Source organism: Nocardioides sp. Root151, from assembly GCF_001427925.1.
Lineage (GTDB): Bacteria > Actinomycetota > Actinomycetes > Propionibacteriales > Nocardioidaceae > Nocardioides.
Window position 1 is genome coordinate 866,919 of the sequence record NZ_LMGG01000001.1, and the last position, 15,091, is coordinate 882,009.

A 15,091-nucleotide genomic window follows, 5' to 3' on the forward strand; every position below is an offset into this window, starting at 1 on the left:
AGGTCTGGTGACTGCGACCACACCGGCCGCGATCCCGCTGACCGGAACCGGTGGTGACGGGTTCGGATTCAGGGCAGGAATCGGCGGCGCCCGTTGGCGTCGAACTCCGCGACCAGGGTGGCCTTGTCGGCCTCGGTCATCGGCTCGTACGCAGGCTCGCCGCGCCCCACCCACCAGAAGACGGGGTCGCCGGTGCGCCACCCGTCGAGCTGGATCTCCTTCTTGCGCAGCTTGTTGGAGCCGGTGCTGGGCAGGGCGTGCGAGACCCGGACGAAGCGCGGGGCCCCCTTGGTGCCGAGGTCCTGCTGCCGGGCCAGGAAGGCCCCCAGGTCGAGGTCCTCGAAGGTGCGTCCCTCGGGGATCTCCACGGCGGCCATCACCTGGTCCCCCGCCCGCGGGTCCGGGACCGCGAAGGCGGCCGCGGTGAGGATGTCGTCGTGGCGACGCAGCGCCCGCTCGGTGAGCAGCGCGGAGATGTTCTCCGAGTCCACCCGGATCCAGTCGCCCGAGCGTCCCGCGAAGTAGAGGAAGCCCTGGTCGTCGAGGAAGCCGAGGTCCCCGGTCCAGTACCACCCGTGGCGCACCCGCTCGGCGTCCGCCTCCGGGTTCTTCCAGTAGCCCTCGAACGCGGCCGCGCCGGTGGTGTTGACCAGCTCGCCCACGGCCAGCTCGGCGTTGAGCACCCGGCCGTGCTCGTCGAGCTCGGCGACCGCGCACTCCTCGCGCGACTCCGGGTCGACGACCTTGACGCCGTCGTGGGCCGGACGGCCCAGGGCACTGGTCGGTGCGGCGGGGTCGAGGGCGACCATGCCGGCACCTTCACTGGACCCGTAGGACTCGAGCAGGGTGGCGCCGAAGCGCTCCAGGAACCGGGCCCGGTCCTCCGGGGACGCCTCGGTGCCGAAGCCGTGGGTGAGCGCGATCGTGTGGTCGTCGGGGCGTTCGGGGGTGCCGAGCACGTAGCCGATCGCCTTGCCGACGTAGGTGAAGTACGTCGCCCCGTAGGCACGCACCTCGTCGACGAAGCGGGACGCGGAGAACTTGCGGCCCAGCGCCACGGTTCCGCCCGCGGTCAGGGTGGGCACCCACAACCCCATCACCGCGTTGCCGTGGAAGAGCGGCATCGAGCAGTAGGAGATGTCGTGGCGGCGCACGTCGTACTTCGCGGTGTTCTGGTAGCCGAGGCCGACGAGGCGTCCCTGGCTGACCCGTGCTGCCTTCGAGGCACCGGTGGTGCCGCTTGTGAACAGCAGGAGCATCTGGGTCTTCGCGTCGATCTCCGGCCGGCGGGTGGGTTCACACGCGTGGGCCGCCACCTGTTCGGCGTACGACGGCTCGTCTGTGCGCAGGAACCTGTCCTTCGGGACGCCGATGTCGAGACCGTCGAGGAGGGTGTCGCCGGATGCGTCGGTGACCACGAGCTGGAGCTCGGTGTGCCGTACCTCCTGCTCGAGGTAGTCACCGCTTCGGGTGCTGTTGATGCCGACGACGGTGGCGCCGGCCAGGGCAGCCGCACCCAGCCAGAAGATGAACTCGGGCTGGTTGTCCAGCAGGATGCCGATGTGGAACGGGCGCTCCGGGTCGCGCAGCTCCTCGGCCCAGGCGGCGCGGGCCGCGCTCTCACGGACCACCTCGTCCCAGGTCCAGGAGGAGTCGCCGTCCAGCAGGCCGGGGTGCTCGTCGCCCAGGCGGGCCAGCAGCAGGTCCGCGATCGTCTCGAGCCGTTCCTCCGCAGGGACCTGCGGCCGGCCGACGGGCGCCTTCTTGGCAGTGATGGCGTTCATCGGACCGCCCCGACGTAGCCCTCCGGCTTGCCCCAGCTCGCGGAGCGCGTGGTGCTCCGGTCGACCAGGACGCACCGGGTTCCGGTGAAGTTGGTGGGCATGCACTTGTTGCAGTGGATGCACAGGGAGGCGGTGTCCCGGTCGGCGGCGATGCGGTTGATCAGGTCGGGCTCACGCAGCAGGGCACGCGCCATCGCGACGTACTCGAAGCCGGAGGCCATCGCCTTGTCCATCATCGCCTTGTCGGTGACCCCGCCAAGAAGGATCATCGGCAGCTTGACCGCGTCGCGGATCTGCATGGCGTCCTCGAGGAGGTAGCCGTCGGTGTAGGGGTAGCTGTGCAGCAGCCGCTTGCCGACCAGCTTCACGCCGAGCTTGATCGGCTGGGGCATGACCGCTGCGAAGTCCTCGAGCGGGGCGTCGCCCTTGAAGAGGTACATGGGGTTGAGCAGGGAGCTGCCCGCGGTCATCTCCAGCGCGTCGACGGTGCCGTCCTGCTCGAGCCACTGGGCGACCGGGATCGCCTCGTCGAGCCAGAAGCCGCCGGGCACGCCGTCGTCCATGTTCATCTTGGCGAGGATCGCGATCTCGCTGCCCACCTCGTCACGGACGGCGCGCATGATCTCGCGGGCGAACCGGGCCCGGTTCTCCAGGGAGCCACCGTAGGAGTCGGTGCGGTGGTTGACCTTCGGGCTGAGGAACGAGGAGGCCAGGTAGTTGTGGCCGAGGTGCACCTCGACCGCGTCGAACCCGACCCGCACGGCCCGGCGGGCCGCCTCGGCGTGCTGGCGGACCACACGCTGGATGTCGTGGACGCCGATCTCCTGGGCGAAGCTCAACGAGGTCTTGTGGAAGTGCCGGCTCGGGGACAGCGCAGGCAGGCCGTTGCCCTTGGGGCTGGCCACCGGACCGCCGTGGCCGATCTGGGCCGAGACGGCGGCTCCTTCGGCGTGCACGGCGTCGGTCAGTGCCCTCAGGCCGGGCAGCGACTCGTCGGTCCAGTAGATCTGGTGGCGGTCGGTCCGCCCCTCCTTCGCCACGGCGCAGTAGGCCACCGTGGTCATCCCGACCCCGCCCTTGGCGTAGCCGACGTGGAAGTCGACGAGGTCCTGGGTGACCAGAGACTTGTGGCTGAGGCCTTCGTAGGTGGCCGCCTTGATCACCCGGTTGCGCAGGGTCAGCGGGCCGAGGGTGGCCGGCGACAGCACGTCGGGCACGGGGGTGGAGGTCGTCATGCTCCGCACGCTAGGACGGCGCCGTCGGGCCGGCGTTCCGCTCTCCCACTGACCGGAACCGTCAGCCGAAGAACGCCTGGGCCCCGTCGAGCGGGATGGTGGCCCCGGAGAGGTACTGCAGCTCGGGGCTGACCAGGGCGGCCACCGCCCGCCCGATGTCGGCCACGGGATCGCCGATCCTCCGCAGCGGGATCGAGGCGACGAACGCCTCGGCCTCCTCCGGGTTGCGTTCGGCCCACCCGGCCAGGCCCGGCGACAGTGCGTGCGGGGCGATCGAGTTGACCCGGATGTTGTCGGGCCCCCACTCGACCGCCACGGTGCGGGTCAGCGACCGCAGGGCCGTCTTCGCGGCCGCGTAGGCGCCGTACGTCGTGGGGTCCCAGCGCACCATCGCCGAGGTGACCAGGTTGACGATCGAGCCGCCGCCCTGGGCCACGAGGTGGGGGTGCGCGGCCTTCATGAACTCGAAGGCCGCGAACGGACCGCTCCGGAATCCTCGTTCGAAGTCGTCACGGCTCATCCCGAGCAGGGGCCCGTAGGCGCCGACGTAGGCGTTGTTGACCAGGACGTCCAGGCGGCCCAGGTCGCCGACCACGCGGTCGACCAGGCCAGGGATGCCGTCGTGGTCGGTGACGTCGAACTCGTAGGGCCGCGCGGTGACGCCGAGGCCGGCCAGCTCCGCGCAGGAGTCCTCCAGCTTGGCCAGGGTGCGGCCCACGACGGCGACGTCGGCGCCTCGTTCGGCGAGTGCGACGGCGATGCCGCGACCCACTCCCTGTCCGGATCCGGTGACCAGCGCGACATGTCCTGCAAGACTCTTCATGGCGACATGCTTCGCCGCGGAACACGTCCGGGTGGGGACCCGTCCCGGTCACCGGGAGGCACCCGCGTGGCGGCGGTCACGGCTCCGCAGACTGGACGGACCGGCGGAGTACGCCGTCCGACGTACAGACACATGAGGAGCTCCAGCCCGATGACGACCACTCACGACCCGATGGCCGCCTACGCCCGACTCGTCGGCCCCGGTGGGCCCTTCGAGATGGTCGAGGACGACGTCCTGGGCACCCGTATGCCGGTCTACCGCAACCGGGCGCACGCCCTCCACGAGGTCCTCGCCGACTCGGTGCAGTACGCCGACCGCACCTACGTCGCCACCGCCGATGATCGGGTCACCTTCGCCGAGCACGCGTCCCGGGTCTCCTCCCTGGCCAAGGCCCTCACCGACGAGTACGGCGTGAAGAAGGGCGACCGGGTCGTCATCTCCGCCGCCAACACCATCGAGTGGATCGAGAGCTTCTGGGCCGTCGTGTCCCTGGGCGCGGTGGCGGTCGCGTTCAACGCCTGGTGGTCAGACCGCGAGGTCGAGCACGGCCTCGGGCTGACCGAGCCCGTGCTGGCCATCGCCGACGCCAAGCGCGTCGACGCGCTCAAGCAGCACGGGCTGCCGGTGCTGACCGTCGAGGACGACGTCCCCACGCTGCGCGCCGCCCACCCCGACGCACCACTCCCCTCGGCCGACGTCGCCGAGGACGACCCGGCGGTGCTGATCTTCACCTCCGGCACCTCCGGCCACCCCAAGGGCGCCACCCACTCGCACCGCAACCTGCTCGCGGTCGTGGAGTACCACCGGATGAACGACGCTCTGCTCGCCGCGTTCGGTGACCCCACCGACCCGCGTGACCGCGCCTACCTGCTGGTCTCCCCGCTGTTCCACATCGCCAGCCTGCACAACCTGGCGCTCCCGCGGCTGGCCACCGGCTCCAAGGTCGTGCTGCACCTGGGCGCCTTCGACGTCGAGCGCATCTACGCGCTGATCGAGAAGGAGCGGGTCACCAACTGGGGCGCCGTGCCGACGATGGCCTCGCGGATGCTGGACGCCGACATTGCCGACAAGTTCGACCTGAGCTCGCTGACCTCGTTCTCGCTGGCCTCGGCACCGTCGTCGCTGGCGTTGAAGCAGCGGCTCCGCGAGAACCTGCCCTTCGCCACCGCGCTGGTCGACAGCTACGGACTGACGGAGACCTGCACCGGCGTCTCCGCGGCCACACCGGCCGACCAGGCCGAGGTGCCGGGAACCGTCGGCCGGGCGACGTACGGCGTCCAGCTCGAGATCCGTGACCCGTTGGGCAACGCGCTCGGCCCCGGTGTGGAGGGCGAGGTGTGCGTGCGCAGCTGCTACAACATGGTCGGCTACTGGCGCAACGACGAGGCCACCTCCGACACCATCCGCGAGGACCGCTGGCTGCACACCGGAGACCTCGGCGAGATCGACGAGCAGGGCCGGCTGCGGCTCAGCTCGCGGCGCTCGGACCTGATCATCCGCGGCGGGGAGAACGTCTACCCGGTGGAGGTCGAGAACGTGCTGACCGAGCACCCCGACGTCGTCGAGTGCCTGGTGTACGGCGTGGCCCACGAGGACCTCGGCCAGGAGGTGGCCGTGGTCGTCGTGCACGGTGAGACGGAGCCGTCGGTCGACGACCTGACCGCGTTCCTGAAGCGGGAGCTGGCCTACTACAAGGTGCCCGCGCACTGGCGGCTGACGTCGGCGCCCCTGGCCCGCAACGCGACCGGCAAGGTCAAGCGCTCCGCCGTCCTCGCCGAAGACTGAGATACTCCCTGACGTTTCGGCCCTCAATAACAGATACTCCCTGACGTTTCGGCCCTTGGCAGAGGGACCGGAACGTCAGGGAGTATCTGTTTCAGTGGGGGCGGGCGACCTGGGCGTTGATGAAGAGCGCCTCGGCCGAGACGCACAGCTCTCCGTCGACGGTGATCTCGCCGGTGGTCCAGATCTTGCGTCCCTCGACCTTCGTCTGACGGCCGGTGATGGCGAGCTCGCGGAACAGCGGTGTCGGCCGGTGGTAGGTCAGGGTCAGCACCTTCGTCATCCCCGAGTCACCGGCCCACGCGTTGGCGACGCCGAGCACGTGGTCGAGCAGCATCGAGGAGACTCCACCGTGCACGTGGCCGGGTGGGCCCTGGTAGGGCAGGCCCAGGGTGACCACTCCCCCGATCGAGCCGTCGTCGCGGCCCGCCAGCGCCAGGGGCGGGGCGATCGCGTTCTCCGGTCCGGTGATCGGGTCGTGGCGGCTGACGCCCTCACCGGCCCACATGTCGACCAGGCGTTCGTCGATCGGGCCGACGTGCTCGTCCAGGTGGTCGGCGACGGCGTTGAGCTGGGACGCGATCGCGCCCATCTCGGCCGAGGTCCGGTCGCCGGCGTGCAGCAGCGTCTCGATGACACGTCGTGTGGCGACGACCGCCTTGTCGACGCCGTCGTTGTTGGGCGCCGCGGTCAGCACCTCGAGTCGCCGGGTCTCGCCCTTCACCACCAGGGGTCGCTGGGCAGTCTCTTCGGTCATGTCGTCTTCCTTCCGGAGGAGGTCAGCGGGGAAGGCGGAGAATCCGCTCACCGATGATGTTGAGCTGCACGTCGGTCGTGCCGCCGGCGATGGTCAGTGCCCGGCTGCTGAGGAACCACCAGGTGGCGGTCCGCTCCTCTGGGTCGACGACGAGCGAGGCCCCGCCCTGGAACTCCATCAGCGTCTGCCAGGTGTCCTGGATGTTCTCCGCCGTGACCAGCTTGGCCAGGCTCGACTCGGCACCGGGCTGGAGCCCCGACACCGACCGGATCGTCTGGCGCAGGCCGAGCAGCCCGCCCGACTGTGCGTCGGCGATCAGGCGCCCGAGGGCGGCGACCTGCAGCGGGTCCTCGCGGTCGACGTGCTCGAAGAGCAGCTCGGCGGTGCCGGTGGCCGAGTTCGAGGTCATGTGGACCCGCTCGTTGGCCAGCGTGGTGATCGCCAGCTTCCAGCCGTCACCCGGCCGGCCGACGAGCATCTCGTCGGGGATGAACACGTCGTCGAGGAACACCTCGTTGAAGTGCGATCCCCCGGTCAGCTCACGCAGCGGTCGGATGTCGATGCCGGGCGTGGTCATGTCGAGCACGAAGTAGGACAGGCCCTTGTGCTTGGGCACGTCCTTGTCGGTGCGGGCCAGCAGGATCGCGAAGTCGGAGCTGCGTGCTCCCGAGGTCCAGACCTTCTGGCCGTTGATCCGCCAGCCACCCTCGACCTTCTCCGCGCGCGTGCTGAGCGCGGCCAGGTCCGACCCGGCACCGGGCTCGGAGAACATCTGGCACCACTCGATGTCGCCCCGCAGGGACGGCGGCACCAGACGGTCCTGGATGGCGGAGTCGCCGTGCGCGAGCAGCGTCGGGACGGCCCAGTTGCCGATGATCATGTCGTGCGGTTCGAGGCCACGCTCGGTGAGCTCCTCGGCAATCACCACCTGGGTGACCGGGTCGGCATCCTTGCCCCACGGCGCCGGGAAGTGCGGTGCGGTGTAGCCGAGCTCTGCCAACCTGGCTTGAGGATTCTCGTCGGTGACGGTGTCCAGCTCGGCGCCGATCGTTGCGCGGATCGCCTCCGCCTCCGGCGGCAGGTCGAGGCCGAGCGGGCGTCGTACGCCGGCCAGCGCGAGGCGGGCCACGCGTTGCTCCCAGACGGCCTTCGAGCCGAGCAGGATCGAGGTCGAGCCGGTCCGGCGCAGGGCGAAGCCGGCCAGGTGCTCCCACGTGTAGCCGATGCCACCGAGGGTGTTGATCAGGTCCTTCACGACGACGGAGGCGCCGGGCACGGTCGTGGCACCGGCGATCGCGGCGGCCAGCGAGGCCTCGTCGGACGAGGCACCCGCCTGTGCGCGCGCCGCGTCCCAGGCACAGGCCCGGCCCTGCTCGGTGCGCACCAGCATCCGGGCGACCCGGTGCTTGACCGCCTGGAACTTCGCGATCGGCTGGCCGAACTGCTCACGGGTGGTGGCGTACTCCGCCGCCGTCGCGGTCGCCCAGTCGGCGATGCCGGCCGACTCCGCGGCGAGGAGTACGGCGGCCAGGTCGAGGGGCCGCTGTGGGTCGAGGTCGAGCACGTCGGCCTTCGACACGTGGAGGTCGTCGACGGTGACGATGGCGAAGCGGCGCAGCAGGTCGTGGCTGGGCTGCGAGGTGACCTGTCCCGAAGACCTCGTCACGACGATCCAACGGGTCGCGCCCGAGACCTGTACCGGAAGCACGAACACGTCGGCCAGCTGCCCACCCATGACCACGCCACTGGTGCCGGAAACCCGCAAGCCGTCAGGGGTCTGCGTTCCGACCAGGCCGTCGCGCGAGAGGTCGACCGCACCCGTCGTCGTACCGTCGGCGAGCCCGGGCAGGTGCTGCTCGTGACCGCCGGCGTGGAGCACGGCGGAGGCCAGCACGGTCGGCAGGAACGGGCCGGGTGCCAGCACCCGGCCGAGCTCCTCGGCGACCACGGCCACCTCGGGGAGGCCGAACCCGGCGCCGCCCACCTCCTCGGGAAGGTGCAGCCCGAACAGGCCCTGTGCCGCCGCCTGCGGCCACCACCCGGGGAGTTGTTCGTCCTTCTGCTCGACGGCGGCGCGCACGGCGTCCTCGGTGACGTGGCGGCTCAGCAGCCCCCGCACCGACTCGGCCAGCGCGGTCAGGTCTTCGTCGAGTCCGATGCTGCCCACAGTCAGATCCGCTCGATGATCGTGGCGGTCGCGTGCGCTCCGCCGGCGCACATCGTGACCAGCGCGGTGGACTTGTCGGAGCGCTCGAGCTCGGCCAGGGCCTGGGTGAGCAGGCGGGCACCGGTGGAGCCGACGGCGTGGCCGAGCGCGATGGCGCCGCCGTTGACGTTGACCTTGTCCATGTCGGCCTTGTGCTCCTTGGCCCACGAGAGCACGACGGAGGCGAACGCCTCGTTGATCTCGACCAGGTCGACGTCGCCGAGCTTCATGCCGGCCTTGCCGAGCACGTGGTGGGTGGCCGCGATCGGCCCGTCGAGGTGGAAGTGCGGGTCCGACCCGATCATGCCGGAGGCGACGATGCGGGCGCGCGGGCGCAGGCCCTCGGCCTCGGCGCGCTCCCGGCTCATCAGCAGTACGGCGGCCGCGCCGTCGCTGATCTGTGAGGAGTTGCCGGCCGTGTGGATGCCGTCGGGGACGACCGGCGAGAGCGTGGCCAGCTTCTCGAGCGTGGTCTCGCGCAGGCCCTGGTCGCGGGTCACCTCCATGGTCTGGCCGGTGGCGCGCAGGGTGCCGTCCTCCTGCTTCTCCATCACCGGCGCGGTCAGCGGCAGCAGCACGTCGTCGAAGCGACCCTCTGCCCAGGCGACGGCGGCACGCTGTTGGGAGATGAAGCCGAGCTCGTCAGCGGCTGCGCGGGTGATGCCGTAGTGCCGGGCGATCCGCTCGGCCGCGGTGAACTGGTCGGGCAGGTCGATCTCGAACCCGTCGGGGATCGGCATCCCGGTGCCGGGAGCCAGGGCGGCGCCGAGGAAGACCCGGCTCATCGCCTCGACCCCACAGCCGATGCCGGCGTCGATCTGGCCCGAGGCGATCAGTCCGGAGATCATGTGCACGGCCTGCTGGGACGAGCCGCAGGCGCAGTCGATGCTCGTGCAGGCAGTGGTGTGGGGCAGTCCGGCCACCAGCCAGGAGTTGCGGGTCACGTTGTTGGCCTGGGCGCCGGCCTGGGTCACGCACCCGCCGACGACCTGCTCCACGGACGCCGGGTCGATGCCCGCGCGCTCGATCACGCCCCGCTGGGCGGCACCGAGGATCTCGGTCGGGTGCAGGCCGGAGAGCCATCCGTTGCGACGGCCTACCGGTGTGCGGATGGCCTCGACGATCACTGCTTCGGGCATGACTGTTCCTCCTGTGTCGGACTGTCCCAGCAGGGTCGCCCGTTCTCGTGGTCTGGCGGCGTCCGGCGTCCCACTCACCGGGCGTGATCCGTGTCGCGGCCCCGTCGGCTCCACTGACCGGGACTCGTCCGGGCAGCGCTGCCGACGTACGACGTACTTTCGCCGCACCCGCTGTCCCGAGCCACCTGTGGCCGGGCCGGCGTCGACGCGGCACGAGACGCGTCGGATCCGCACCGAGTCGAAGGAGCAACATGAGCGAGACCAGCCTGGCCGGACGCACCGCGATCGTCACCGGAGCCGGCGGCGGACTCGGCCGCGCCGAGGCGCTGTCGCTGGCCGCGGCCGGTGCCCGCGTCGTGGTCAACGACTACAGCGAGGCCGGCGACGCCGTCGTCGCGGAGATCAAGGAGGCCGGTGGCGAGGCACTCGCCGTCCGCGGCGACGTGGGCGACTGGGCGCTCGGCGACCGGCTCGTCGAGGCGGCGGTCGACACGTTCGGCTCCCTCGACATCGTGGTCAACAACGCCGGTGTACTGCGCGACTCGATGATCTTCAACCTGACCGAGGACGCGTGGGACGACGTGATCCGGGTGCACCTGAAGGGCCACGCCTCGCTCTCCCGCGCAGCCGCCGTGCACTGGCGCGCCGCCTCGAAGGCCGCTGGTGGTCCGATCTACGGGCGCCTGGTCAACACCACCTCCGAGGCGTTCCTGTTCGGTTCGGCCGGGCAGCCGAACTACTCCGCTGCCAAGGCGGGGATCGTGGCTCTGACGCTCTCGGCCAGCCAGGGCCTCTCCCGGTACGGCGTGACCGCGAACGCGATCGCCCCGCGCGCCCGCACCGACATGACGGCGCACGTGTTCGCCGGTGACCCCGACAGCGAGCGGACTCTCGACATCCTCGCGCCCGAGCGCGTCGCGACGCTGGTGTCCTACCTGGCCTCCCCCGCGTCCGCGGAGATCAACGGCCAGGTCTTCGTCGTGTACGGCGACATGGTCGCGCTGATGGACTCGCCCAAGGTCGAGAAGAAGTTCACCGCGGCCTCCGGGGTCTTCTCGGCCGAGGAGCTGGCCGTGCAGCTCGGCTCGCACTTCGAGGGGCGCTCGCCGTACCAGACCTACGCGGCGTACTCGGTTGCCGAGCTCGACACGACCGGCGTGGAGAACATCGCCAACTGATCGGCCGGCCTGCGAGCGGCGGCGACCTCCGTGGGTTCGGGTCGTCGTCAGCTCCGGGTGGCCCCGCCTCCTCCGGGGAAGCAGGACGAGCACTAGGGGCTGCGGCCCGATCGGACCGAGTAGCCCTCACACTCCGTCCGACCGGACCGAGTAATCGGGCGAGTTGGCCCAGGTGGGCCGCACCACCGAGTGCCGCCCAGCCTCGGTCGGAGGCTCAGGTGTGCGATCCGCCGTCCACCCGCAGCTCAGCACCCGTGAAGTACGACGCATCGGGCGAGGCCGCGAACGCGATCGCGGCGGCGATCTGCTCGGGCTGGGCGGTGCCCAGCAGGGAACGCACCCGGTCGAAGTAGCTGAAGTCGAGGTCGCCGGGGCTCACCGCGGCGGTCAGCGGCGTGGCGGTGTTGCCGGGCGAGACCGGTACGACGCGGATGCCGCGTCCGACCAGCTCGGCGGCCAGCGTCTTGCTCAGCGCGAGGACCGCCCCCTTCGACGCGGCATAGGCGCTCATGTACGGGTTGCCGTGATCGGCCGCGGTCGAGGCCACGTTGACGATCACACCGACTCCGTCGGGCAGGTGGCGCAGGGCCTCACGGCAGAACAGCGCGGTGCCGATGGTGTTCACCTCGAACAGCTCGCGCATGTCCTTCACGCTCAGCGTCTCGATCGGCGTGGTGCGCTGGATGCCCGCGACGTTGATCAGCACCTCGATGCCGCCGAGTCGTTCGGCGGCGATCGCCACTGTCGCGATCACCTGCTCCTCGTCGGTGACGTCGACGACGCCCGTCTCGATGCGTCCCGGGTTGCCGACGGCGCACTCGGCGGTCTCGGCCAGGCCGGTCTCGTCCCGGTCGACCGCGAACACCGCTGCGCCCTCGGACACGAGACGAAGGACGGTCGCCCGACCGATGCCCGACCCGGCGCCGGTGACCAGTGCATTGACCCCGCTGAACCTGTTCATGCTCGCGACCGTAGGGGTGGGCGGGCCCGGTGCGGCCGCCCGCTCCCGTTCAGTGGTACGCCGAGGGGCCGGCGACGCGGTCGCAGATCAGACGCGGTCGCAGATCAGGAGTGCGACCACTCGGCCAACAGCAGCGCGCAGGAGACCCGGATGTCGTCTTCGACCTGCTCGATCGGATTCCGCTGGTTCAGCGCGGCGGTGATCACGCCGTACCACGCCTGCTCGATCAGTCGGGCGAGCTGCTCGTCGCGAGCGCTCGGCTCGGCGAGACCCGCAGCACCCAGCAACAAGGCAGAGAACGACGCATGGGTGACGTTGGCGTCGGCGTGCGTCGCGTGCAACGCCGCGTTGTTGGAGACCATCATCGCGTGCGTCAGCAGCGGGGTCTTGAGCATCTGCCGGGTCGCCAGGATCAAAAGCTCGGTGACGGTCACCACCGGGTCTGCGTCCGGGTCCACGTCGGCCACCGCGCCCTCCATGCGCTGGATCTGGCTCTGCATGACCGCGGTGAACAGGTGCATCTTCGAGGGGAAGTAGCGGTAGAGCGTCGCGATCGCGACGCCGGACTCCTTGGCCACCTCGAGCATCTGCACGCGCTCGAGCCCGTTGGCGGCTCCCTGGCGGGCGGCGGAGCGGAGGATGCGCTCCACCCGCTCCTGCTGTTGTGGTGAGTTCGGCTGCGCTGGCGGCCTCACCTCGCCGATTCTCGGCACGTCATTCCCCTCGTCGATGTCGGAGCCATCGTCTCGCGAGGCTCTCACCGTGCGCGCGGAACTCTACCGGTGAGCGGGATCGGCGCCGGGCGACAACGCGCCCGACCGGCGCTCGCCCGCCCGGCGCTCGCCCGCCCGGCGCTCGGCAGACCCTGGGCTCAGCAGACCTGCTGGCAGTGGCTGGGCGCCAGGTCACTTCGACGAGGGCGGCAGCATCCGCTTGGACGCCTCGTGCGCCCCGAGCACCAGCTTGCGGCGATCACTGCCGCTGCGGATCTCCACGGCCTTCTCGTTGCCCTCGGCGACCTGGATCGGTCCGTGGGTGAGTGCGGCGAGTGCCTGCCGGGCAACGTCGTCCGGCTCGGAGACGTGCATGCCGGGGATGTCGAAGTTGAGCCCGGCCCGGGCCATTGCCGGCGTACGGGTGACCCCGAGCACGAACTCGACCACGTCGACGTCGTAGTCGCGCATCTCGAGCCACAGGCCCTCGGCGAAGATCCGGCCGAAGGACTTGGCCGCGGCATAGATGCTGATCTGTGCCGAGCCCAGGAGGCCGGCCAGCGAGCCGACCAGCAGGATGCCGCCGCGGCGACGCTCCTTCATCGGTGCGCCGAACAGCTGCACGAGTGCCAGCTGGGCGGTGATGTTGAGGTCGATCACCCGGCTGAACTTCTCCAGGTCACCGCTGACGAACTCGTGGCCGTAGGTGTTGGCGCCGGCGTTGAACACCAGCAGGCCGACCTCGAGATCCTCGGTCACCTCGGCGACCCTCTTGGGCGCGTCGACCTCGGTCAGGTCGACCGACAGGGTGCGCACCTCGACACCCTTGGCCCGGACGGCCGCGGCGGTCTCCTCGAGCGGCCCCGTCTTGCGGGCCAGCAGGACGAGGTTGAGGCCGGCGTCGGCGAGCTGGTGGGCGAAGGAGGCACCCACGCCCTCCGAGCCGCCCGCAATGACCGCCCAGGGGCCGTAGTTCTCCGCGTTGATCTGCTTTACGTCGTTCGGGTTGGTCGTCATGCGTGCGCGTGCTCGCCTTCCGGGTTCGTCTTGAGTGGTTCGTCGACCTGCACGTCCACGTCGCCGCGGTGGACCGCCTTGATGACCGAGTCGCGCAGGCTGGCGCAGCCGGCGAAGGCGGCACCGTTCGGGCCGGGTCGGGGCGAGGCTGCCCGCCGTTCGACACAGGTCTGGGCCGCCTCGTCCGACCACTGGATCGAGGTCTGCTCCCAACTGCTCTTGCGCGCGAGGACCCGTGCCCCACAGGCCTCGCAGTCGACAGGCTGCATGGGCCCGTCGGCCAGCCGGTTGTCGGGGCGGACGGCCATCAGACCGTCTGCTCCTGCGCGGCGGACGCGTCCCGCGCCTTGATGTTCGCGGCGACCTCGGCCTTCCAGGCCTCGTTCGGCCGCGTGGTGTCGATCTCGAACTCGAAGCGCTCGGTCATCTCGGGGGTGACCTCCTCGACGTCGACGTAGAACTGCTCGTACCAACGGCGCAGCTGGTAGACGGGTCCGTCCTCCTCGCAGAGGAGGGGGTTGTCGACGCGTGCCTTGTTCTTCCAGATCGTGACGTCCTGCTCGAAGCCGATCTTGATGAAGTCGCCCATCTTCTGGGCCATCGCGTCGGCCTCCTCGTCGGCCATGCCGACCCGCTTCTCGACGATGACGCCGTACTGCAGCACGAAGGAGTTGGCGTCGATCGGGTAGTGGCAGTTGATCAGGACGCTCTTCAGGTCCGCGTCCTCGTAGTGGTAGACGAGGTCGTCGATCATGAAGGACGGACCGTGGTACGCCGCCACGGAGCTGTTGCCGGTGGCCTTCGGAGCACCACTGCCCTCGGACTGGGGACGCGCGACGTCCTCACGCCCCTCCCCCTCCATGAACTGGGTCGCCACCGGGCCCTCGAAGACGTTCTTGAAGTACGTCGGGAACGAGTAGTGGATGTAGAAGAAGTGCGCCATGTCGACGATGTTGTCGACGATCTCGCGGCAGTTCGCGCCCTCGATGACCGTGGTGTACCAGGTCCAGTCGGTCCAATTGTCGTCGGTGGCGCCGGCGATCCGCGGGATGGTGACGTCGGCCGGCGGCGGGTTGCCCTGCGGGTCGTTCCAGACGAAGAGCATGCCGTCCTGGACCAGCGTCGGCCAGGACGCCGTACGGGCCCGCAACGGGACGCGACGGGCGTAGGGGATCGCCTTGCAGCGGCCGTCCCCACCCCAGCGCCAGTCGTGGAACGGGCAGGCGATCTCGTTGCCCTTGACGGTGCCCTGCGACAGGTCGCCGCCCATGTGGCGGCAGTAGCCGTCGAGCACGTTCACCGTGCCGTCCTCGCCGGCGAACACGACCAGCTTCTGTCCGAAGGCCAGCACCTGGTGCGGCTCGCCGTCCTGGAAGTCCTTGGCCAGGCCGAGGCAGTGCCATCCCCGGGCGAACCGGGTGGGTGCAGCGTCTGCTTCGATCCGGCGAACCTCGTCCTCGACTGCAGTCATGTCCGTCTGTCTCCGTCCGTGCCTG

At 70.4% G+C, this 15,091-nt stretch carries 13 protein-coding genes; 2 read left to right on the forward strand and 11 right to left on the reverse strand.

Annotated elements, in window-relative coordinates; genetic code table 11:
• Positions 1 to 68 precede the first annotated feature (68 nt).
• From ASD66_RS04060 to ASD66_RS04070, 3 genes are all read right to left on the reverse strand, one after another.
• Entirely contained in the window at positions 69 to 1,784 is a 1,716-nt protein-coding gene (locus tag ASD66_RS04060) for an AMP-binding protein (RefSeq protein WP_082599311.1), read from the reverse strand.
• Positions 1,781 to 3,019: an NADH:flavin oxidoreductase gene (locus ASD66_RS04065; RefSeq protein ID WP_056890093.1), complete on the reverse strand. Its 1,239-nt coding sequence runs from the start codon at positions 3,017 to 3,019 to the stop codon at positions 1,781 to 1,783. The genes ASD66_RS04060 and ASD66_RS04065 overlap by 4 nt, the downstream gene beginning before the upstream one ends.
• 61 nt (positions 3,020 to 3,080) lie before the next feature.
• Positions 3,081 to 3,842 carry an SDR family NAD(P)-dependent oxidoreductase gene (locus tag ASD66_RS04070; RefSeq protein WP_056688170.1) on the reverse strand — a complete coding sequence of 254 codons (762 nt, stop codon included), beginning with the start codon at positions 3,840 to 3,842 and terminating at the stop codon, positions 3,081 to 3,083.
• Positions 3,843 to 3,992: 150 nt separating this feature from the next.
• Between ASD66_RS04070 and ASD66_RS04075 the strand changes: the two genes are divergently transcribed.
• The gene (locus ASD66_RS04075) at positions 3,993 to 5,627 is read left to right on the forward strand and encodes a class I adenylate-forming enzyme family protein (protein WP_056890094.1); all 1,635 of its coding nucleotides are present in this window, start codon (positions 3,993 to 3,995) and stop codon (positions 5,625 to 5,627) included.
• Between the two features lie 91 nt (positions 5,628 to 5,718).
• Here the strand turns inward: ASD66_RS04075 and ASD66_RS04080 are convergent, their stop codons facing one another.
• Genes ASD66_RS04080 through ASD66_RS04090 form a run of 3 tightly spaced genes read right to left on the reverse strand, consistent with a single transcriptional unit; the run spans position 5,719 to position 9,726 of the window.
• Positions 5,719 to 6,381 carry a PaaI family thioesterase gene (locus ASD66_RS04080; RefSeq protein ID WP_056890095.1) on the reverse strand — a complete coding sequence of 221 codons (663 nt, stop codon included), beginning with the start codon at positions 6,379 to 6,381 and terminating at the stop codon, positions 5,719 to 5,721.
• Positions 6,382 to 6,403: 22 nt separating this feature from the next.
• Complete coding sequence (locus ASD66_RS04085; RefSeq protein ID WP_056890096.1) at positions 6,404 to 8,548, reverse strand: acyl-CoA dehydrogenase; 2,145 nt, start codon at positions 8,546 to 8,548, stop codon at positions 6,404 to 6,406.
• A gap of 2 nt (positions 8,549 to 8,550) precedes the next feature.
• Positions 8,551 to 9,726, reverse strand: coding sequence for a steroid 3-ketoacyl-CoA thiolase (locus ASD66_RS04090; RefSeq protein ID WP_056890097.1), 1,176 nt, complete (start codon positions 9,724 to 9,726; stop codon positions 8,551 to 8,553).
• Between the two features lie 251 nt (positions 9,727 to 9,977).
• Between ASD66_RS04090 and ASD66_RS04095 the strand changes: the two genes are divergently transcribed.
• Positions 9,978 to 10,904, forward strand: a complete 927-nt coding sequence (locus ASD66_RS04095) for a 3-oxoacyl-ACP reductase (protein WP_056890098.1) — start codon at positions 9,978 to 9,980, stop codon at positions 10,902 to 10,904.
• Positions 10,905 to 11,118: 214 nt separating this feature from the next.
• Here ASD66_RS04095 and ASD66_RS04100 read toward each other — a convergent pair whose 3' ends face one another.
• From ASD66_RS04100 to ASD66_RS04120, 5 genes are all read right to left on the reverse strand, one after another.
• Positions 11,119 to 11,865, reverse strand: coding sequence for an SDR family NAD(P)-dependent oxidoreductase (locus tag ASD66_RS04100; RefSeq protein WP_056890099.1), 747 nt, complete (start codon positions 11,863 to 11,865; stop codon positions 11,119 to 11,121).
• A gap of 104 nt (positions 11,866 to 11,969) precedes the next feature.
• Positions 11,970 to 12,515, reverse strand: a complete 546-nt coding sequence (locus ASD66_RS04105; RefSeq protein ID WP_200949850.1) for a TetR family transcriptional regulator — start codon at positions 12,513 to 12,515, stop codon at positions 11,970 to 11,972.
• Between the two features lie 255 nt (positions 12,516 to 12,770).
• Positions 12,771 to 13,595, reverse strand: coding sequence for an SDR family NAD(P)-dependent oxidoreductase (locus tag ASD66_RS04110; RefSeq protein WP_056890100.1), 825 nt, complete (start codon positions 13,593 to 13,595; stop codon positions 12,771 to 12,773).
• Complete coding sequence (locus tag ASD66_RS04115) at positions 13,592 to 13,903, reverse strand: hypothetical protein (protein ID WP_056890101.1); 312 nt, start codon at positions 13,901 to 13,903, stop codon at positions 13,592 to 13,594. Before ASD66_RS04115 ends, ASD66_RS04110 begins: the two co-directional genes overlap by 4 nt.
• Entirely contained in the window at positions 13,903 to 15,066 is a 1,164-nt protein-coding gene (locus ASD66_RS04120; protein ID WP_056688142.1) for a Rieske 2Fe-2S domain-containing protein, read from the reverse strand. The genes ASD66_RS04115 and ASD66_RS04120 overlap by 1 nt, the downstream gene beginning before the upstream one ends.
• Positions 15,067 to 15,091: the final 25 nt, after the last annotated feature.